Below are 18,724 nucleotides of genomic sequence, written 5' to 3'. Positions count from 1 at the left end.
AGCGCCTGCACTCGACGCTGCATTACGTAAGTCCGATGCAATACGAGCAGAACTGGCAAAGGCAACAACCCTAGATACTCGACCCCGACGCCGGGTTAAGGGATACGTTTCTCGGGGGCAAGGTCAATACTTCTGCCCATACGCAAACAACTGATAAAAATCAGCCTGGCTTAGGCCATAATTTTTGCTGCCAAGCTCGCTGTCCAGCCGCTTCCATTTGGTGTCCAGAACCCAGCTCTTCTCTCCCTGAGTAATCATCAAGTCAGGCCGTAGCTGAAAGACCTTTTTGCCCTGATGGGTGCACAAATACTCACTGCTGCGCTGGGTATGCAGCGTTGCATCTGGCGGCAGTGAATCCCTTAGGCACGCAGCCACGTAGCGTTCAAACAGTTTCTCCATCGGGAACAGTAAGCTCATGCCCTGCCATTCGCCCGCAATCGCCAGTGGCGTTTGCTGTTGGATGATGAGTTCGCACCACGGCTTCACAGGTTGGTAATGAGCCATGAGCCGGTCGTGGCGCCACTGTTTGAAATCTTGAGTGGTGTCTCGGCTGCTTGGGATCTCTAGCAACAGTGAGCGCAGTTCGTGAGAGAGACGCCAATTACTGGGGTCTTGAGTAGTTTTACAAACGATGTCTAACGCTGTTTTGAGAAGGCGGTTCTCGGGCCGGTCGGGCAGGAATACGTCGTGACGAATTTGGAAGTGGTGTTGTCGGCCAGGAGGTTGGCGCATTTGGCGGGCGGTGTTGAGTTGGCCGCGCAAATATCGCTGTTCCTCTTCGACTCGTTGGTAGTCGAAGCGAAGGCCGCGTTTGATGAGGTGGTCGAGCGCTTCCAGAAAGCTGCTCATTACCCATTCGGTCAACGGCGCATCGAAGCGCTGTAACGCGGTTGCGTCGACCTTACGGGTTGGAAGGTCTAGTGACTTCTGAATCATGCGTCTCAGCAAAGCTCGGCTTTGCTGGATGCAGTCACCTTGTTCGAAGTACTTGGGTAAGATTTCGATCCGCGTGCCGCAGGGTGTTTCCAGCGCGCCAACGTAGTTGTCGAGTTTAAGCCAGCGGCGGCCTTCGACTTGAACCAGTGCCGCACCCGCTTTGCTAAAGCGGGAACTGGCTTCGCAGAGCCAGTCGAAAGCAGTGGTAGACACTTGGGCTACATCGAGCGTCGGGTTGGGAATATTGCTGGTGGTTAGTCGAGCATATTCACGGACCGTGACAGTGGTTTTCACCCCTGATGCTCGCTGAGAAACTTAACGATCTTGCGTCCGAGGCTTCGCGTATTCAGCTCGCTACCCGACGCGGACGTAATGGAGATGCCGTGCTTGCTCGCAAGTTCGCGCAACAGCGGCTTTGCGGGCTTAATGTGCTGACCTCCGCGATACACATCGATACGACCATCGGCAGACTGCCTTATATCGATCCCGTCTGTTCTGACGTTTTTTGCTTCCAGCGGCGCACCGACTTTCAGGTTGTGATCAATCACACCCAGGTACGATTCAATCTTCTGGAACGCTGGCAAATTCAACTCCCAACGCTCATTGCTCTGGCCAACCGTGACCGTATCCCCAAACAACGCAATGAGGTCTTGGCCCGGCTGAATCAGAAAACTATTCTCTGGAGCCTTGCGCTGATCGTTGAGAACCCACTGAATGCGCTGCCAATCTTCGAAGAAATATTCCTGAAGCAGCGGCAGGATTTGCTCACGGAAGATGCCTTCCAACCGCTCCAACGTAGGCTCATCCTTGAGCCGCATAAAGTACGCGTGGCCAAGGCAGTGGTCTCGATCAAGCAGGGCCGCTATGCGTTGATTCATCACGCTGAGCAATTCGTCGATGGCGATGCCATCAACTTCTACTTCATCAAGCAACTCGGGATTAGGCGGGACTTCGATGAAGGTGAAGCGACGACGCAGGGCGATATCCAGCGCGGCCAAGGATCGGTCAGCGGTGTTCATGGTGCCGATCAGGTGAATGTTGCTGGGGATGCTGAAACGTTCTTTTGAGTAAGGCAGCGTGACTTCTAAAGCCTCGTCTGCGCCTGCTCGCTTGGAGGGTTCGATGAGCGTAATCAGCTCACCAAAGATGCGCGAGACGTTGCCTCGGTTTATCTCATCGATGATCAGCACCTTGGCGTCGCTATGTTGAACGGGGGCAGGCTCAAATAAGCCCTCCTCGTTTTTGCCCAGCATGTGCTCGACCATAGATGGCAGGAAGTTCTTATAGCCATTCACCAAAAAAGGATCAAGGACGGAGCCCGGCACTTTCTTGTCCCAGCGACCATTGCCCAGTTCTTCGATTGTGAAGGTGCCAGCGTCCACATAAGAAGCGAGCGTATTCAGCAAACTCATGCCGATGGGAAGGTGTTTACCTTGGGGCTTCTCTATCTCAACCACGTCAGGCGTGGCGCGGGTCACTTTGTAGCCTGTGCCGTAGCGATCACCGACCTTGAATGCACGATACTTTCCGCTCAGTTCAGTCGCAACTGACTCGCAAAGGCTCTTGAAGACGCCAGATACCACTTCGTAACGGATCTGACCTTGCTCGTCAGTTGTAGCGCGTAGGCCTTCGACAAAATCTTCATAGCTGAAGCTCTGATGAAAGGTCACAAAGCGCACGTCGCCTGCTGCGAGCAGTTCGTCGAAACGAACCTTCAGCGCTGATCGGCTACAAGCATTTTTAGCAAGAAAAGGCTGATCAAGGATCTGCAACGTCGCTTCGACTGTGGCGTAGGTTTTCCCCGTACCGGGCGGACCGAAGAAAATCTGATTGAGCGAAGGCATTGCCGAACGTCCCTGTAGGAAAAGTCCGGCAACAGTATCTAGATTGCCAGCATGGGTAAAGCGAAGTCCCGAGAACAGCCGCTCTGGATGAGGCATGCGAGCAGTCCGCCAAAGGTGCAGCACTTCTCTTTTTTGATAACCCACCGAAAATTTTTTAAAGCGTTACGCTCAGATAAAATGTAGATAAATCAAGGCACAGCGGTCGATATGTCTCTGACGATATCGAATGATGACTTATTGAGATCATTGCCGTCCGTTGTCCTGATGAGAAAAATGGTGTGGCCCGAAACCGTATCGGGCACGTTAGAATTCGATGGCTCAGGGAGCGAGGCTCGGGACTTACCTCTTTCAAGGACAGGGATGAGTGAATGGATCTTTTAGCCAATGTTCCCAGGTGGGACGATGTCGAGCGAAATCTCGAAAACAAATTCAGCCATCTGAATCAGTCTTTCGATCAAGACTGGGAAAGCGCTTACGATGGTTGGAACGGCTTCACGCGACGGGTCAGTAACGAGGCCACGCTGGCCTTCGGCAGTATCGGCGGAAACCGCATCGAGTCGGTGAGATCGGCGATGGCTAAGTCCTACCCGATCATTCAGCTGAATCTGATGCGCAAGTGGGCTTCCATTGATATCACGGAAATCCTTCCTGTCTTGCTGCAACTGGTCAAAGAGGTCGCCATGATCATGGGCGGCAGCGTGGCCGTCGGGACTCTCGTTGGTGGCGCTGCTGGATCGCTTGCATTCGGAGTGGGTGCTTTACCCGGAGCCATAGTCGGTGGTGGCATAGGCGCTCAAGTAGGCAACTTGATTCTTCTGGGCATGGGGCTTTCAGCCATCGCCGAGTATTTCTATCAAGGGCTGCCTGCTTGTCTCGCAACCATTTATGACGGCATGGTCACAGCCTGGAACGCAGAAGAAGGTGTCAAACCGCCAGGGCTTGATCCCACAGGGGCTTCTGCATGGTTGATTGATGAGCGTATAGACGCAGCCGCGCGGCAACTTGCCAGAGGTCAGGAGCAATTAGTCATGCTCTTACTGACCGCTATTGTTACCTACATCACACGAGGTCAGATCAAGGCCGGGGTCGTAGGCAGCCTGGATGGCATTGCGGCACGCAGCGCGAAGCTTCAAGCGGACATGACCAACAAGCAAATTGCAGGTTGGTTGGCTCGCAACGAGCAGAAGCTGCTGGCGCATCCAGAATTGCGGGTTACGGAATCAACGCCGCTAAAAATGGCAGAGCCCAGATCTGACAGCATTGGCCGACCGTCAAACACTAGCAACGACGCGGTCAAAAATCCCGAACCAATACCTAAACCGGTCTACGAGAAACCGAAACTTCCAGAAGAGATGCCGGATGAAATTCCGGCAACCTCCGCTCTCGCCAGAGACGGTTTGCGTGAGGACTTGGCTGAACAGGCAGGTATACCTCGAAACATCGTGGACAAACCTGAGAGTATTTGGGGAAAAACCATAGAGGATATCAAGCAGTCGTTTACGATGGATGGCGCAACAGTGACTGATGTGCCGCCTAGGGCTGGCTCATCTCAGAATGCTCAAATATTTGAAATTGAAGGCAGTGCTACAGGGATAAAGAAAATTCAATACAGCCCTTCAACTGTCGGAAAACAAATTGATTCAGACCACATTGGCGAATATTATAAAATATCTTACAACGACGGCAGCCAAATAAAAGTTGTAGAACCCAACACATATAGACCAACATTTTTCGGTAGAGGACAAGTGATCTACGATAAAAATACTGTATATTTAAATCCTAAGGGGCAAAAGGTAACTTTCAACCCTTCCAACAATACATGGATACCAGAATAATGTCAGACTCAACCTTTAAAATCTCGTGGAGCGCTCCGATCATACCTTGCAAATCACTAGCAGGCATACCACTTCACATCAGCGCAGACGTAGTAGAATCCTCTCTCGCCGAATATATAATCGACAAGCAAAATAATTTATATCAATTTGAAAACTCACCTATCCTCCGATTAACAAAGAATGAAATAGACATAGACGGCGATGGCGGTTACAAATTTTTTCTTCTTGACGATCACATTATAGATATAAGTAACAAAGTATTACCCGCCTTATCCATCGCAATAAAAAACAGAAAGGTTTTTGTCATAAAAGTGTATAACTTTAGCTTTCCTGGTGACTTAGCGGAGGATTTCATCTACAAAGGAGAGCTACCCGGCGGCCTGACTTTAGGCAGTAAAGTATCTGAATTTCTACCGCTTACAGAGTTGGAATTCGACGATGGTCTAGGATGGTTTTATACAGACAGTCACTATGGAGAAGTCGAAATAGGAGGATGGAGTGCTTCTCTTGAAGACCAACCCGATCAGATAATCACTAGCATATGCATCATACCTGCACCCGCCATATAATATGCAAATCTTTAAATCACCATTTACGCCCACTGCAAAACTATATCATGATAGTAAAAAAAGGTAAAACCACCACAAGCGCGATATTCCATTAATAGAGCAGAGACACCAATACGATGATAAATGAAGACTTTAAAATCTCATGGAAAGCGCCCATTATTCCATGTAAATCGCTGGCTGGCATCCCCATGCATGCCAGTGCAAAACTCTTGAAATCTGTGCTCGCTCGGTATGTGGTGGATGAAGAGGGCCTGCTGTATCAGTTTGGAGACTCTCCAATTCTAAAGGTGGAAATTTACGAGCCTGATTCAAATGGCGATAGTGGCTACGCATTCTCGCTTTCTGACGACACGGTAATAAACAGACTACTTAAGGGTAAGCCAGCGCTGTCCATTTCATTGAGAAGCGATAGAGTTACCTTTATAAAGATTTATAATTTTAGTTTCTCTGGAGATACAGCTCAAAACCATATTTACAAAGGAACTCTTCCTAGGGGTATAGGGCTTGGGAGTCTAGTTTCCGAGCTTCTACCCTACACCCGGCTTGAGCTCGATGAAACCGAAGAGTTCTTCTACACTGATGATAACTACGGAGCGGTCGAAATCACCGGACTGGGCGTCCCTCTTGAAGACATACCAGATCAGCACATCACAGCGATTTGCATTATACCTAACTGAAGGCGACGCCCAAAAAGCTGATGCTTCGGATATTTTCAGAAAAGTCCTACACAATTTAGCCTTCCACAACGATAAAGCGTGCCCTACCCTTACACCGCGCCTAAGAAACGCCCAAGAAACTCAAATGTAGCGGCCTGACCGCTTCCGATAAAATGCGGCTTTTTTGTACCTGCGGCTTTCGGCTGCGCGTCCTAAAATCTCTGATATGTCGGGAGTGGACCAATACAAGACCCGCAAGGGGAATACGTCCGGCCTTTTCTACATTGGGGTTTCTTAGCTCCCGACGCCTAGCTCTCAAAAAGCTAAAAATGTAGAGATTACCTAGATGCCTCACATCGCAAGCCTAAATCAGACAACGCCGCACACCCCAACCCCCTTCCACCGCCACAACCGCCAACTCCTCGCCCTCCTCCTCGAAAACCAACCCTGGTTCAGCGCCCGTGATCTCGGTCGCATGATCGGCTGGCCTTTGAACGAGCGAACGCTGCGCAAGCTAGACGCTGACCAGCACCGGATGATCACGCTCGACCTGCATGGCGAAGCTGAGCCGGAACTGATGGTCAGTGAGTCGGGCGCGTACGCGATGATGGTGCATCACTATCACGCGGAAAATCGCGGGTTGCGGCAGTGGATTACCAATGAGGTGGTGCCTGCGTTGCGGTATGGGCAGGTGCCGTTTGATGACTCTACGCCGAACCTGAGCATGTTGCAGTGGCCGGGGTTGTCGGTGAGCATGTTGCACTGGCACAGCGAGCCGTGGATACGGTTGCGGGATATGCCGATGCTGTTGGCGCACCCGCAGATGCAGGTTGATGCGCGGCCGCATCGCTTGGCGCGGTCGTGGTGGCGGGCGGTGTTACCTGCCTCTCGGTTGAGTTGAATGCGGAGTGATGGCCGTGCCGTGTGGGTGACGGCCATCCTGCCTCATCGGATCAGTCTTTCAGGCGGCGTCGGTAGTCGCTGATCATTTCTTTGGTAACGTCTTCCTTGAAGCAGGTGGGTGCCTCCCCTCCTTCACGGCTGTACGCACTGCGCTTGCCACATCGGCTGCCATTGCGGGCGGAGTTGTAGGGGCAAGGGCAGTTGCCGGAGTAGCTGTCGATGGATTCCTGGATGATGGCGTTGACGATTGAGGCGTCTGTTACCTGGGTTTCTCTGGCCTGCACGGTGAAGGCACAGAGCAATGCGAGTATGGCGAAGAGGCCTGTCCCTGTTTTTTTCATGGCTATTCCTTAGCGAGTGCAGACGGGTGTCTGTTGCAAGGTTTTACCATGATGTTATTGGGCCATCAAATTTTGTTTGTTGAGGTGGTTGTTGGGATTTGGGTTGTTTGAGAGATATTTTTGGGAGAGGTTTGAATAGCCCGACCTTGAGACTTGGTTTACAGAGGACGTACCGCATGCACCGGTTTTGCTGCCGGTTCCCGGCAGATCGCGAACAAGTTCGCTCCTACGCCCTCCGGGCAGAAGCTTGGATTCGGGTAATCTGATATTTGCCTGATGGCTTGGATGTGACGCGGAGCGTCACGAAATGCGTGCCAACGCGGAGCATTGGCACGATAGGTATTACCGAGTGCCTGCGGGGCCACTACACCCCGCAAGCATCCCCCATCAGAACTGCCAATCCAGCGACAGCCCCACGCCGTGGGTTTTATCCCGCGCACCCAGCAAACCGTTGTAGTCGAGGTTGATGCGTGCGTCCCTGCCCAGGGCCAGGCTGGCGCGGGCACCGACTACGGCGGCGTCGCGGTCCATGGAGACGCTTTGTACGTTGAAGCTGTTGCCAGCGCTGGCGAAGGCCAGGTGTTGTTCCGACGAGGTGTCGCTCAGGTTGTGCTGCCAGCCGAGGGTGGCGGAGACGTCGAGTTTTTGTGTGTCGTTGAGGTTGAAGCGGTTACCAGCGCGTATGCCCAGGGTCGAGAGCACGGTGTCGCGGGTGTCGTCGCTGCCTTTGAGGGCCGTGGCGCCGCCTTTTTCGGTGAAGCTGTCGCTGTCGAAGTGGACGTAAGCCAGGTTGGCGAATGGCTCCAGTGCCAGCGGTTGCAGGTTCAGACGGTAGGCGGCTTCGGTGAACACCTGGCTCGACTGGGCGTCGCGCTTGACTTTCTGGCGGTCGGAGAACGCGCCGAATTGCAGGTCGCGTTTCACGTCGATGCGGTGCCAGCTGTGCGATGCGCCTGCGGTGAGGCGCAAGGCGCCTTGTTCGTGACCGATGTAGGCGCCCAAGTGGTAGCTGTCTGCCGATGCACGCGAGTGGGTGTCGTCCCCGAGGCTCAGCGAGGTGTCGCTGTAACCTGCCATCGCGCCCAAACGGGTGTGCTCGCTGATCAGGCCGTCGACGCCTGCCAGCAGGCCGCCCAGCGATGAGGTCGAACTGGCGCTGTCGCTGCTGCCGCTGTTTTTGCCCCACGCGCCGAGCGCTTTGACCCACACCGAATTGTCTTCGCTGCCAGGTGCTGGCTGGTCGTACAGCCCTTCGACGCGCAGGCGATCACCTACGGCGTCGCGCAGTTGACGGCTGTCGTTGATCAATTGTGTGGCGATGGCCGGGTGCACTTCGCCGGACAGTTGGGTGAATGCGCGGCGTGCGCTGGCGGCGTCCTGGCTGAGGATGATGCTCTCATAGACGGAATTGCCCGCACTCAGTTGCTCAATGGCCTGTGCCACGCTGCGTTGATTGGACGTTTGCGCCGCGCTGGCGAAGCTGTCGCCGTTGCGCTCAAGAGCGAGTGTCACGCCGGTGCCGCTGTAGGCCAGGTTGCCGTCCAGGAATGCGTAGTTATCGGTCACAGAACCGAACTGACCCTGAACGCCGCCAGCCGCCTGCAGCACGTTGAACCGCTGACCCAGAACGCTGCGGGTCTGGTTGCTACTGAGCAGTGCGGGGTTGTCGTTTTCCAGAGACAGGGCCATGTTGGCGCCGCTCACGGTCACGGTGCCGCCGACCACGATGCGGTCGCTGGCAGTGGGCGAGAACTCAACAGCGTAGGTCGAGCCCGGTGCCAGGTTGAGGTTGCCCGCCACTTGCAGGGTGCCGATGGAGTTGCCCGGTGCAATTGTGCCGCCACGGTTGGCGGTCAACGACGCGACGCTGCCGTTGCCACCCAGTATGCCGCCGTTGTTGACGGTGACGGCAGAGGCCAGCGAGCCGTTGATGGCCAGGCGTCCTTGATTGACCAGCGTCGGGCCGCTGTAGCTGTTGGCCCCGTTCAGCACCAGGGTGCCGATGCCTTGTTTGGTCAGGCCGCCGTGACCGGAGATGCCGTTGTTCCACACATCCAGCCCGCATTGCGGCCCGGTGCAAGTGCGTTGGGTCGGTTTTCCTGCGTCGACAATCGCACCGACGCCGGGCAGGTCAGCGACGAACTGGCTGTCGCCGTAGGCGCCGTCGATGCGGAACTCGGCAGGAATATCTGCCTCGGTCACAAACATGCTCGGGCCGTTGACTGCCTTGCCGAGGTTGATCATGCCCCAGCCGTACAGCGCGTCGACACCCGGTGCGCCAAGGTCAGTGGCGGTAGTTTTCAACACGTCGGCGACCTGCGCGCCGGTCATGTACGGGAAGCGCTCCATCAGCACGGCCATGCTGCCAGCCACGTGCGGCGCGGCCATCGAGGTGCCGTTCTTGTTGGCCCAGCCGACGGTCAGGTCTGCAAGGCTGGTGCCGTTGAGCACCGAGCTGTAGATGCGCGTGCCCGGTGCCGAAACGCAGAAGCTGGCGGTGTAGCCGCAGCGCGACGAGAAGGTGCTCAGCGTGTAGGGCGTGGTTGCAGCTGCGGTGGCGTCGGGGTTTTGTTGCAGGGCGGCGACGGTCAGCCAGTTGGGGGCGATCTCCGGTACGAAATAGCCGAGCCCGGCCATTGCGTCAGGGTTGTTGAGGTTGTAGTCGTTACCTGCGGCAAAGATGGTCACCACGCCGCTGCGTGCTGCGTCGATCGCCCCCTGATACGCGCCACCCGGACGCGTGCCGAGGATCTGGCGAATCTGGTCGAACTGCACTTGCGCGTCCTGCACGGTGAAGTGCGGGAACGCCGGATCGCGACCGCCTTTGTCAAAGCGGTCGGTGATGCCGATGCCCCAGCTGTTGTTGATGACCCGTGCGCCGCTGTTGACCAGTGCGTTCCAGCCAGCCTGATACACCGCGCCGTCGTTGCCCAGCACGATGCCGTCTTCCGGGCCCGGGTCGCCGTTGTCGGCGCTGATGATTTGCGCGTTGTAAGCCACGCCATGCATCGGCCCGCCATCACGATCGCCACCGGCGATGCCGCCCACGTGGGTGCCGTGGTTACCGAGTTTGCCACCGGAGTCCAGAGTCGGTGCGCCGTCGTAGCGGAACGCGTCGCCCGCCTTCACCGGGATGTACGGGTCGGTGTATTCGCGGATGCCGCTGGTGACCAGATTGACCACCTTGTTGGGGCTGGCAAATTCCGGGTGCGGGGCATAGACCGGCTGGTCGAAGATGCCCAGTTTGATGCCCTTGCCGGAGTAGCCAGCGGCGTAGGTTTGATCGGCATTGATCGCGCCCAGCCCCCAGTCGGCGTTGAATTCGGCGCTGCGCCAGCTGGCAGCATTGCCGGCCTGACCTGCTTCCACATACGGCGCGGCATGAGCCACGCCCAAGGTCGCGAGGTAGCAGGCCAGTGCGCCGCAAGAGGCGCGGTTGATGGCGCGAATGGCCTGACCGAGGGGTTTGACAGAGGTGTGTCGGGTGATGGATGCATCTTTCATCAAGCTACCGTCCTTAGTTAACGCGCACGAATCTCCGCGCGCATGCATCTGCATGCGCGTCGTTTTTTTTGGTTTGAGGGTTGGTTTGGGTTGGGTACTGCCGGGGTTAGAACTGCCAGTTGAGGCTCAGGCCGACACCGTGGCTTTTTTCCCGGCGGGCCAGTTGGCCGCTGTAGTCGAGGCTGACCCTGGCGTCCTTGCTCAACGCAGCGCTGGCATGAGCACCGACCAGCGCTGCGTCACGGACCAGCGGTGAGCTTTCGATAGCGAAGCTACTGCCACCAGAGGCAAAGGCCAGATGCTGTTCGGAATCGGTGTTGCTCAGGTTGTGCTGCCAGCCGAGGCTGCCCGACAGGTCGATTTTCTGTCGGTCGCTGATCGCGATGGTTTTCAGCGCCCGCACGCCGAGAGTGCTCAGTACTGCATCGCGGTTATCGCTACCGGCAGACAGCGCCGCCGCGTCGCCCTTCTCGGTGAAGCTGTCGGTGTTGAGGTGGACGTAGGCCAGATTGGCGAACGGCTCAAGGGTCGCGGGTTGCAAGTGGACGCGATACGCCGCCTCGGTGAACACTTGCGTGCTCTGGGCATCGTGCTTGGTTTTCTCTTTGCCAGCAGCACCGCCGACCTGCACGTCGCGCTGTGCGTCGATACGATGCCAACTGTGTGCGCCGCCGAGTGTCAGGCGCAGTGCGCCGATTTCATGGCCGAGGTAAGCGCCCAGATGGTAGCTGTCCACCGAAGCCCGGGAGTGCGTGCCGGAGCCCATGTTCAACGAGCTGTCGCTGTAGCCCGCGACCACGCCCAGACGCGTGTCATCGGCAAGGTTGCCATCGGCACCGGCCAGCAGGCCGCCAATCGAGGTGGTGTAACCGGCGGTATCGTCACGCGAGTCGGTCTTGCCCCAGGCACCCAGGGCTTTGATCCAGACATTGTCTTGTGCGGCCGTGTTGCCATCAGTGCCGAATACGCTGGCCCCAAGACGCTCACCCACTGCATCGCGGATCTGGCGGCTGTCGTTGATCAGCACGCTGCCGATAGCCGGGTAAATTTCGCCGGACAATTGCTGGAAGCTATCGCGTGCGGAGGCAGCGCTCTGGGTAAGCAGCAGGTTTTCGTACACCGCGTTACCGGCGCCGAGTTGTTCGGCGGCAGTCGCCACGGCAGCCTGATTAGGGGTTTGCGCCACGCTGTTGAAAGCGGCGGTTTGCTCGACGTTCAGTGCCACGCCGGTGGCTGAGTAGTCGAGTCGGCCACCGAGGAAGGCGTAGTTGGAAGAGACGCTGCCAAACTGGCCGTTGATACCGTTGGCGGCTTGCAGCACGTTGTACTGGCGACCTACCACGCTTTGGATCGGTGCAGAACTCAAGGCCACTGGCGTTGTATTCTCCAGAGCCAGCGTCAGGTTCGCGCCTGATACGGTAGCGCTTCCGGTGGCAACGATGCGGTCACTGGCGGTGGGCGAAAGCTCCACGGCGTAGGTCGAACCCGGTTGCAGGGTGACATCACCGTTCACCTGCAACGTACCGATGGAATTACCCGGCGCAACGATACCGCCACTGCGCGCCGTCAGCCCGCCGATCTGGCCGTTACCGCCCAGCGTGCCGCCCGCATTGACCTGCACAGCGGAAACCAGCGAGCCGTTGACCGACAGCAAGCCGCCATTGACCAGGGTATCGCCACGGTAGGTGTTGGCACCTTGCAGAATCAGTCGACCGGCACCGGATTTGACCAGGCTGCCTTGGTACTGACGCTGATCGGCTGCGGCAGCACGCGCGGTGCCGGTTGCGTAATCAGCCTGATCCTGCTGGCTGGCGGTACTGGCAACGCCGTTTTGCCAGCCTTTGCTGATCAGGGTTTGCTGCCAGGTGGCCTGCTCGGCAGTGTCTTCGGCCTGACGCTGAAGCAGCGCCTGATCGGAAATATCGTTGCTCCATACATCGCTCACACCGGACCCCAGGTTGGCATCGAAGGTGCCGAGCAATTGACCGGGACCGCGCATCGCCCGCTCAAGATTGGCCACGCCCCAGCCCACGCTGTTGGTCGGTGCCTGAGTGACCGAGCCATCGAGCTGGGTGGCGGTGGTCAGCAACACTTGCAGCGCCTGCTCGTTGGTCATGTACGGGAAGCGTTCCATCACCAGCGCCAGCGCGCCAGTGGCATGCGGCGCGGACATGGAAGTGCCGGATTTAATGCCGTAGCCACCGCCCGGCACGGTGCTGTTGACCAGCCGACCGGGCATGGTGATGCACCAGTATTTGGACAGGCCGCACTGGTTGTAGCGTTGACCGTTGGTGCTGTCGAGGCCCGACACGGCCAGCCAGTGGCCTTCGAGGTCCGGCTCGAAATACGGCAGCGACGCACGCACGCTGGCATTGGCGTAACCGCTGTTGCCGGCGCTGAACACGTTGATCACACCCTTGCGCGAGACATTCGCCGCTTCGTCCAGCCAGGTGCCGCGGTTGTAGTGCTGAGCGTAGGCAGCGCGCACACCTGCTTCGGTGGCGTAGGTCACGTCGGCCGGCTGGCTGCCCCAGCTGTTGTTGATGGCGCGCACGCCGGCATCCGCCAAGGCGCCGTACACCGCTTTGAAATACTGCGGGTCGGGGTTGGGACCGAACAGGAAGCTGTCATTCTGGTTGGTGTTGCCGACGTAGATCTGAGCGTTGTACGCCACGCCGTGCATGCCGACGCCATCGCGCGCCGCGCCCATGGTGCCGGTGACGTGCGTGCCATGGGTGTCATTGTTCGGGTTGATGGCGCCGCTGATGCTGAACGGCGAGCCGTCAACGTAAGTACCGGTAGCGGTGACTGCGTGGTAGCGGGATGGTGTGGCTTCCGGGTGGGACGGGTCGAAACCCGAGTCCAGCGCACCGATCTTGACGCCGGCCCCGGTGATGCCAGCGGCGTAAGCCTGATCAGCCTGGATACGGCCCAGCCCCCAATCGCTCTGGAATTCTGCCGACCGCCAACTGGCAGCGTCACCCGGCTTGCCCTGTTCGACATAGTCAGCATAAGCCGAGCAGCCAAACGTAAAAGACAGCGCACAAAGCGCGCCTGTTGCTACAGGCTTGAACGAATAACGGACAACACCCACGCACTTCGACTTTCGCATCCCTGCACACCTGATAGTGGTCGGCTCTTGATTGAGCGATTCCAGAACATAGTCTGCAGTTATGCACTTGGCAACAGATTTATTTCAATTCTGATACAAGTTGCAGGACATAAGAGTAATGCATCGTGGGATATATAGCTTAGTGATATCCAATTGAATCTATTGAATTTGTTTTGTTTTTTGATATGGAGATTATCGAATTTGGTAGTGGCGATTTAATTGCACACTCTCCTCTTTTCTCTAGTTTCCTGCCAATACCTTCAACAACTTCAGTTAAGCGTCTTATTTATTCGGATGAAAGAATAATTGTCCGACAATAATGGATAGTCACCCAAATGGAGCCTTCGCTACGGCAAACCGATGACGCAGAGCGTCATGAACTGCATGCCCACGCGGAGCGATGGGCACGATAGGTGGTGGGGTTAAGATTTGTGTAAACGCACCCAGGCGCAATGCCCTGACTCTCGTTACCACGCGCGCGTGGTAATGCCGTTCTGGACGCTCTGCGTCCTCTGCGTATGCTTAGCGACTGAACCGCTCGGCCAGGCTGTGCAGGTACTGCGCCATTTCTTCCAGTTCGCCGCTGATCTGCGAGCCTTGCTGCGCCTGACTGGCACTCTCGTCGCAGAGTTGCGCGATACGGGTAATCTGCTGGCTGATGTTTTCCGCAACGTGGCTCTGCTCTTCAGACGCCGAGGCCATTTGCTGACTCATACCGGTGATGCGGGTCACAGACTGGCTGATGCCGTCCAGAGCCTTTTGCACGGCTTCAACGCTGGCAACGCTTTCCTGGGAGATCTGCTCGCCTTTGTTGGCGGTCTGCACCGCACGGTCGGCACCATCACGCAGCGAGGTGATGATTTGCTGGATCTGCTCGGTCGAGGACTGCGTACGGGAAGCCAGCGAGCGAACCTCGTCGGCCACCACCGCAAAGCCACGCCCCTGCTCACCGGCACGGGCCGCTTCGATGGCTGCGTTAAGCGCCAGCAGGTTGGTTTGTTGAGCGATGGCGGTGATCACATCAACCACGCTGCCGATTGATTGCGTCGCGCTTGCCAGTTCACCCACAGCGTTGCCGATGTCGGTGACCGAGTTAGCCATGTGCCGAATCGCCAGCAGGCTTTCATCGGCCAGACCACGCCCCTGTTGCGCCAGTTTGTCGGCTTCTTCGGCGGCGTGGGCAGTGTTCTGTACGTTGTGGGTCACTTCCTGAATGGTCGCCGCCATCTGATTGATGGCCGTGGCCGACTGATCGGCCTCACTGCGCTGCTGGTCCAGCGACTCGGCCTGACGCAACGACAATTGCGCAGACCGCCCGGCGTGCTGGCGTACGCTCTCGCCGGTATCGGCCAGGCGCGTCAAAGCGGTTTGCAGGCGGGCCTCTTCGCTGAGCATGGCCAGATCGAGTTGCGCCTGCGGGCCCCGGTTGTCGCTGTAGGTCAGCGCAACCAAAGAACTGGTGAACGCTTTGGGATGTTCTTCAAGGGTGTTGCGAATGCTGCGGCGCTGACGCATTTCCAGAAAACCGCCCAACACCACCATCACAATCGGAATCATGATGATCGAAGGCAGATCGTCCAGCAGATAGACGCCGGCAGCGAGTGCCAGGGCGCAGAGGATCATCGGTAACTGGCGAATCAAGTGATAGGCCGCCGAGCTGGTCGCCGACACCGCCGATTTGCCGGCACGCAGCCGTGCATACAATGCTTCTGCCCGACGAACCTGATCGCGGGTCGGCAACGAGCGTACGGACTCATAGCCGACGATTCGACCGTTTTCATACACCGCCGTCACGTAGGCGCTGACCCAGTAATAATCACCTTGCTTGGAGCGATTCTTGACCACACCCATCCACGGCTTGCCCTGCTTGATGGTTTCCCACATATGGGCGAACACCGAAGCCGGCATATCCGGATGGCGCACAAGGTTATGCGGCTGCCCGACCAGTTCTTCGCGGGTAAAGCCGCTCAACGCGACGAAGGCGTCGTTGCAGTAGGTAATGTGGCTATTTAGGTCGGTGGTGGAGATGAGGCGTTCAGATGCCGGAAAAGTCCGTTCAGTCTGCGTGATTGGCATGTTGACGCGCATTAATAATTCACTCCGTGATAATGCTTGATATGCCGGGCGTGTGTTGAAGGTGTAGCACAACCTATCAGGGTGGCAACCGGCAGTCCCCGTGCACTGTTATCGCCCACAAAACGCAGGGCTTTAGCCACAGGCGGCAATTGCGCGTGTCGCAGAACAGCAGACGGGCATGATTGCCACGCCGAAGTTTGCGTCCTGACGAGGATGCCTGCACCATGCCGCCCCTGAACGCAACGCGACTCAAGGCACCTTATGGCACGCAACACGACATCTGCTCTGGCAGCACTGATCCGCTCGTTTCGCAGGCTACTGCGCAGGGTTGCCGGTCAGACAGCGGATCAGCAAAAGCATGTGCAGCCTGTCACACCCGCAGTTCAATCATCGCAACCGCGAAAGCCTGTCAAAACCAGCCGCGCCAAACGCCCGGAAAAGCTTCGCGAACCGGCTGCACCCAAGCCGCCAGCAAAGCCCGCAGCGCCTGCGTGTCCGCACTGTAAAAAAACCATGGTGATCAAGGTGGCCCGCACCGGCAAGAATGCCGGTGAGTTTTGGGGCTGTGTGGCGTATCCGAAATGCCGGGGCATTCGACCGATCTTTCGTTGAACGCCAGACCGGTCACGCCTGCCCAGAGAAAAAACGGGTTCAGCTGATGCCCGCCAACAGCTCCCGCGCCATGCGCCGATGCTCCTCGTCGGATTCGGCAATGACCTGTTGCAGAATTTCACGAGCCGACTCGATATCGCCCTCCTCGATCAGCACTTGCGCCTGATTAATCTGGCTAAGCGGTGGCTCTTCAAGGTCCAGCAGGTCGAAATCTGCGTCGTCGCTCATGAAACTGTCGAGAAAGTCATCGCTCAGGTCGTCAGCGGCGGCAGGTGCCACCACTTCGATGGGCTCGATGACATCGGGCTCGGAGAAATCGCTGAGAAACTGCTCATCCGAGAGCTCAAAGACTTCCGGAAGTTGAGTCAGGTCCGAAGAAAAACCAGGGTCGACGTCAGCGGGAGCTGGCGCAGCAGTCGCCGCTGCTGGCTTGATGCGCGGCGGCGGGCTGTCGAACGGATCGACCAGATCCCAGTCGGCGTCCATCGACAGGTCATCGAGGTTCAACTGAAACTCGTCAGCATGCTGCGGATTCAGCGCCGCTGCGGCGGTTTCGTCCAGCTGCGCCGCAGGTTCAGGCTCCAGATCGGGCTGCAGATAGGCCGAAGATTCTGGCTCGGGCTCGGTTTTCTCGAAAGACAGCGCGGTAGCCGCGACCGCAGCAGCGGGGATGACTGCCGCCAAAGGCGCAACTTCGGCGGCCTTGATTTGTGGAAAGCGGTCGCGGATGTCTTGGATGGTCTGCGGATCAACGCCGTGCTCCAGCGCTGATTGCTCTTCACGAACAAAACCACTGCCGTCGCCCTGCTCCGCCAGCAATTCCAGAAGGCGGATGCGAATGTCATCGCGCTCCGGCTGCTTTTCCAAGGCGCTGCGCAGAATGCCCATCGCCTCGGTGAATCGCCCGTAGGCGATGTAAATGCTGACGCCGTCCAGCGCATCCGGCGTAGAGCCAGCCGAACGCTGCGCTGCCGGTGGCTTGGTCGCTGCCGGGGTAGGTGGCGTCTGCACCGCAGGCTGTGGCGCAACGGCGGGCACTTCGAACACCGGAAGCATGGTCGCCTGAGCAGGCTTGATCAGTTGATCATCCGGTACAACAGCAGGCGCTGCGGACTGTTTGCGCTGCTGGCGTCGTTTCGAATAAGCAAACGCCACAAGCAGAAGCACAATCAACACGGCAGCAAGCAGTATCGGCAGGCTCAGGAATGAATCGGTGCTCGGCGTATCGGCAACGGCAGGCTGAACGGGAGTGGCCGGGGTTATTGCAGGTGTGGCAAGCGTGGCAGGTCGGGAAGCGGATTGCGCAACGGCAAGATCACTGCGCAACGCGGTGATTTGCTTGTCCTTGCCACTCATCTGCTCTTGCAGTTCTTGAGTCTGGGCTTTGAGCGCCTCCAGCGATTGAGCCAGTTGCTGGTTTTCGATGGCGGCCGCCGACAGTTGCTCGGCGGTGCGCTGCAGCTCGGCAGGCTTGGGTGAAGACGCCTCCGGGCTGGCGGCAGGCGCAGCGGCACTTGGCAATACCGCGGAATCGGGCAGCAACAAATCCTGGCCGACTTTAAGCGCGGAACCGGCACCCGCCGCGAATGCCTGCGGGTTGAGCAAACGAATGCCGTCTGCCAGCTGGCTTGCCGAAACCTTGTTACCTGGCCCTTGCAAACGGCTGGCAATACCATTCAGGGTATCGCCACTGGCAACCGTGTAATGCTTGCCCTGCACGGCGGCCGGTGGCGCGACCGGCATGCGGCTTTCCTGTGCCGAGGCCGTCGAACGTTGCGCGTGGCGGCTGCGCGTGGCGGCCAGACCTTGCGGTGAGGTGGCAGGATCGAGCAGCAGGGTGTATTCGTGCAGCAAATCGCCATTCGGGCGCGCCAGCTGGACGAGAAAGCTCAGGTAGGGTTCGGTGACCGGTTTACTGGAAACCACCCGGATCACGCCGCGATCGCCGCGCAGCACAGGGGTGAAGCGCAGGTCGTTGAGAAAGAACACCCGCTCTATGCCCGCCTTGGCAAAAGCCTCGGGCGACGCGAGCCTGGCAACAACGTCTTCGTTGCTCAGACCGCCAGTCTCCAGCAACTGGATCTCGGCATTCAACGGTTGGTTGAGCGCCGAGTGCAAGGTGATTTCACCCAGCCCCAACGCAGACGCCAGCGTAGAGAAGGCCAGCAATGACGCCGCTATGACGCTCTTGCAAAACACCACGCGCGCCCTGCGACCTGCACCTTCGACAGCAGCCAATGAACTCTTCAGCATGCGAACCCTTATAGAAACCACAGCAGGCTTCTCACGTAATCAGTTGGACTTCAGTATCCGTTGCACGATTATGGTTGAGAACG

The 18,724-nt window shown here is 57.6% G+C and carries 11 protein-coding genes and 1 pseudogene; 5 read left to right on the top strand and 7 right to left on the bottom strand.

All coding sequences use genetic code 11. The features are described from left to right. Positions 1-126: 126 nt before the first annotated feature. Both RGM3321_RS03230 and RGM3321_RS03225 read right to left on the bottom strand, forming a co-directional pair. Positions 127-1,230 (bottom strand): annotated as a pseudogene (locus RGM3321_RS03230) (McrC family protein); the annotation flags it as partial. Continuing rightward, the gene (locus RGM3321_RS03225; RefSeq protein WP_244391586.1) at positions 1,227-2,780 is read right to left on the bottom strand and encodes an AAA family ATPase; all 1,554 of its coding nucleotides are present in this window, start codon (positions 2,778-2,780) and stop codon (positions 1,227-1,229) included. The pseudogene RGM3321_RS03230 and the gene RGM3321_RS03225, both read right to left, overlap by 4 nt. A 368-nt stretch (positions 2,781-3,148) precedes the next feature. On the opposite strand from RGM3321_RS03225, the gene RGM3321_RS03220 reads away from it, so the two are divergent. From RGM3321_RS03220 to RGM3321_RS03205, 4 genes are all read left to right on the top strand, one after another. Beyond that, complete coding sequence (locus RGM3321_RS03220; protein WP_244391584.1) at positions 3,149-4,615, top strand: DUF6861 domain-containing protein; 1,467 nt, start codon at positions 3,149-3,151, stop codon at positions 4,613-4,615. Then, positions 4,615-5,184, top strand: coding sequence for a hypothetical protein (locus RGM3321_RS03215; protein ID WP_244391583.1), 570 nt, complete (start codon positions 4,615-4,617; stop codon positions 5,182-5,184). The genes RGM3321_RS03220 and RGM3321_RS03215 overlap by 1 nt, the downstream gene beginning before the upstream one ends. A gap of 116 nt (positions 5,185-5,300) precedes the next feature. Then, positions 5,301-5,861 carry a hypothetical protein gene (locus RGM3321_RS03210; RefSeq protein ID WP_244391582.1) on the top strand — a complete coding sequence of 187 codons (561 nt, stop codon included), beginning with the start codon at positions 5,301-5,303 and terminating at the stop codon, positions 5,859-5,861. A gap of 325 nt (positions 5,862-6,186) precedes the next feature. Further along, a complete protein-coding gene (locus tag RGM3321_RS03205; protein WP_244391581.1) occupies positions 6,187-6,741 on the top strand; it encodes a Bro-N domain-containing protein in 555 nt (184 codons plus the stop codon). Positions 6,742-6,793: 52 nt separating this feature from the next. Here RGM3321_RS03205 and RGM3321_RS03200 read toward each other — a convergent pair whose 3' ends face one another. The 4 genes from RGM3321_RS03200 to RGM3321_RS03185 form a co-directional block, all read right to left on the bottom strand. Next, on the bottom strand, positions 6,794-7,084 hold the full coding sequence (locus RGM3321_RS03200; RefSeq protein ID WP_024658640.1) for a hypothetical protein: 291 nt from the start codon (positions 7,082-7,084) through the stop codon (positions 6,794-6,796). A 387-nt stretch (positions 7,085-7,471) separates the two neighbouring features. Then, positions 7,472-10,588 (bottom strand): autotransporter serine protease, encoded by a 3,117-nt coding sequence (locus RGM3321_RS03195; protein WP_244391580.1) that lies wholly within the window; start codon positions 10,586-10,588, stop codon positions 7,472-7,474. Between the two features lie 106 nt (positions 10,589-10,694). Next, a complete protein-coding gene (locus RGM3321_RS03190; protein ID WP_244391579.1) occupies positions 10,695-13,700 on the bottom strand; it encodes an autotransporter serine protease in 3,006 nt (1,001 codons plus the stop codon). Positions 13,701-14,222: 522 nt separating this feature from the next. Beyond that, positions 14,223-15,788, bottom strand: a complete 1,566-nt coding sequence (locus tag RGM3321_RS03185; RefSeq protein ID WP_244391578.1) for a PAS domain-containing methyl-accepting chemotaxis protein — start codon at positions 15,786-15,788, stop codon at positions 14,223-14,225. Between the two features lie 249 nt (positions 15,789-16,037). On the opposite strand from RGM3321_RS03185, the gene RGM3321_RS03180 reads away from it, so the two are divergent. Further along, on the top strand, positions 16,038-16,388 hold the full coding sequence (locus tag RGM3321_RS03180) for a topoisomerase DNA-binding C4 zinc finger domain-containing protein (protein ID WP_244391576.1): 351 nt from the start codon (positions 16,038-16,040) through the stop codon (positions 16,386-16,388). 39 nt (positions 16,389-16,427) lie between these two features. Here the strand turns inward: RGM3321_RS03180 and RGM3321_RS03175 are convergent, their stop codons facing one another. Further along, positions 16,428-18,641, bottom strand: coding sequence for a FimV/HubP family polar landmark protein (locus tag RGM3321_RS03175; protein WP_244391575.1), 2,214 nt, complete (start codon positions 18,639-18,641; stop codon positions 16,428-16,430). Positions 18,642-18,724 lie beyond the last annotated feature (83 nt).

The organism is Pseudomonas sp. RGM 3321, from assembly GCF_022836805.1.
In the GTDB taxonomy this organism is placed as follows: domain Bacteria; phylum Pseudomonadota; class Gammaproteobacteria; order Pseudomonadales; family Pseudomonadaceae; genus Aquipseudomonas.
Note: the sequence above shows the minus strand (reverse complement) of the source record. Positions and strands in the feature narration are given on the sequence as shown.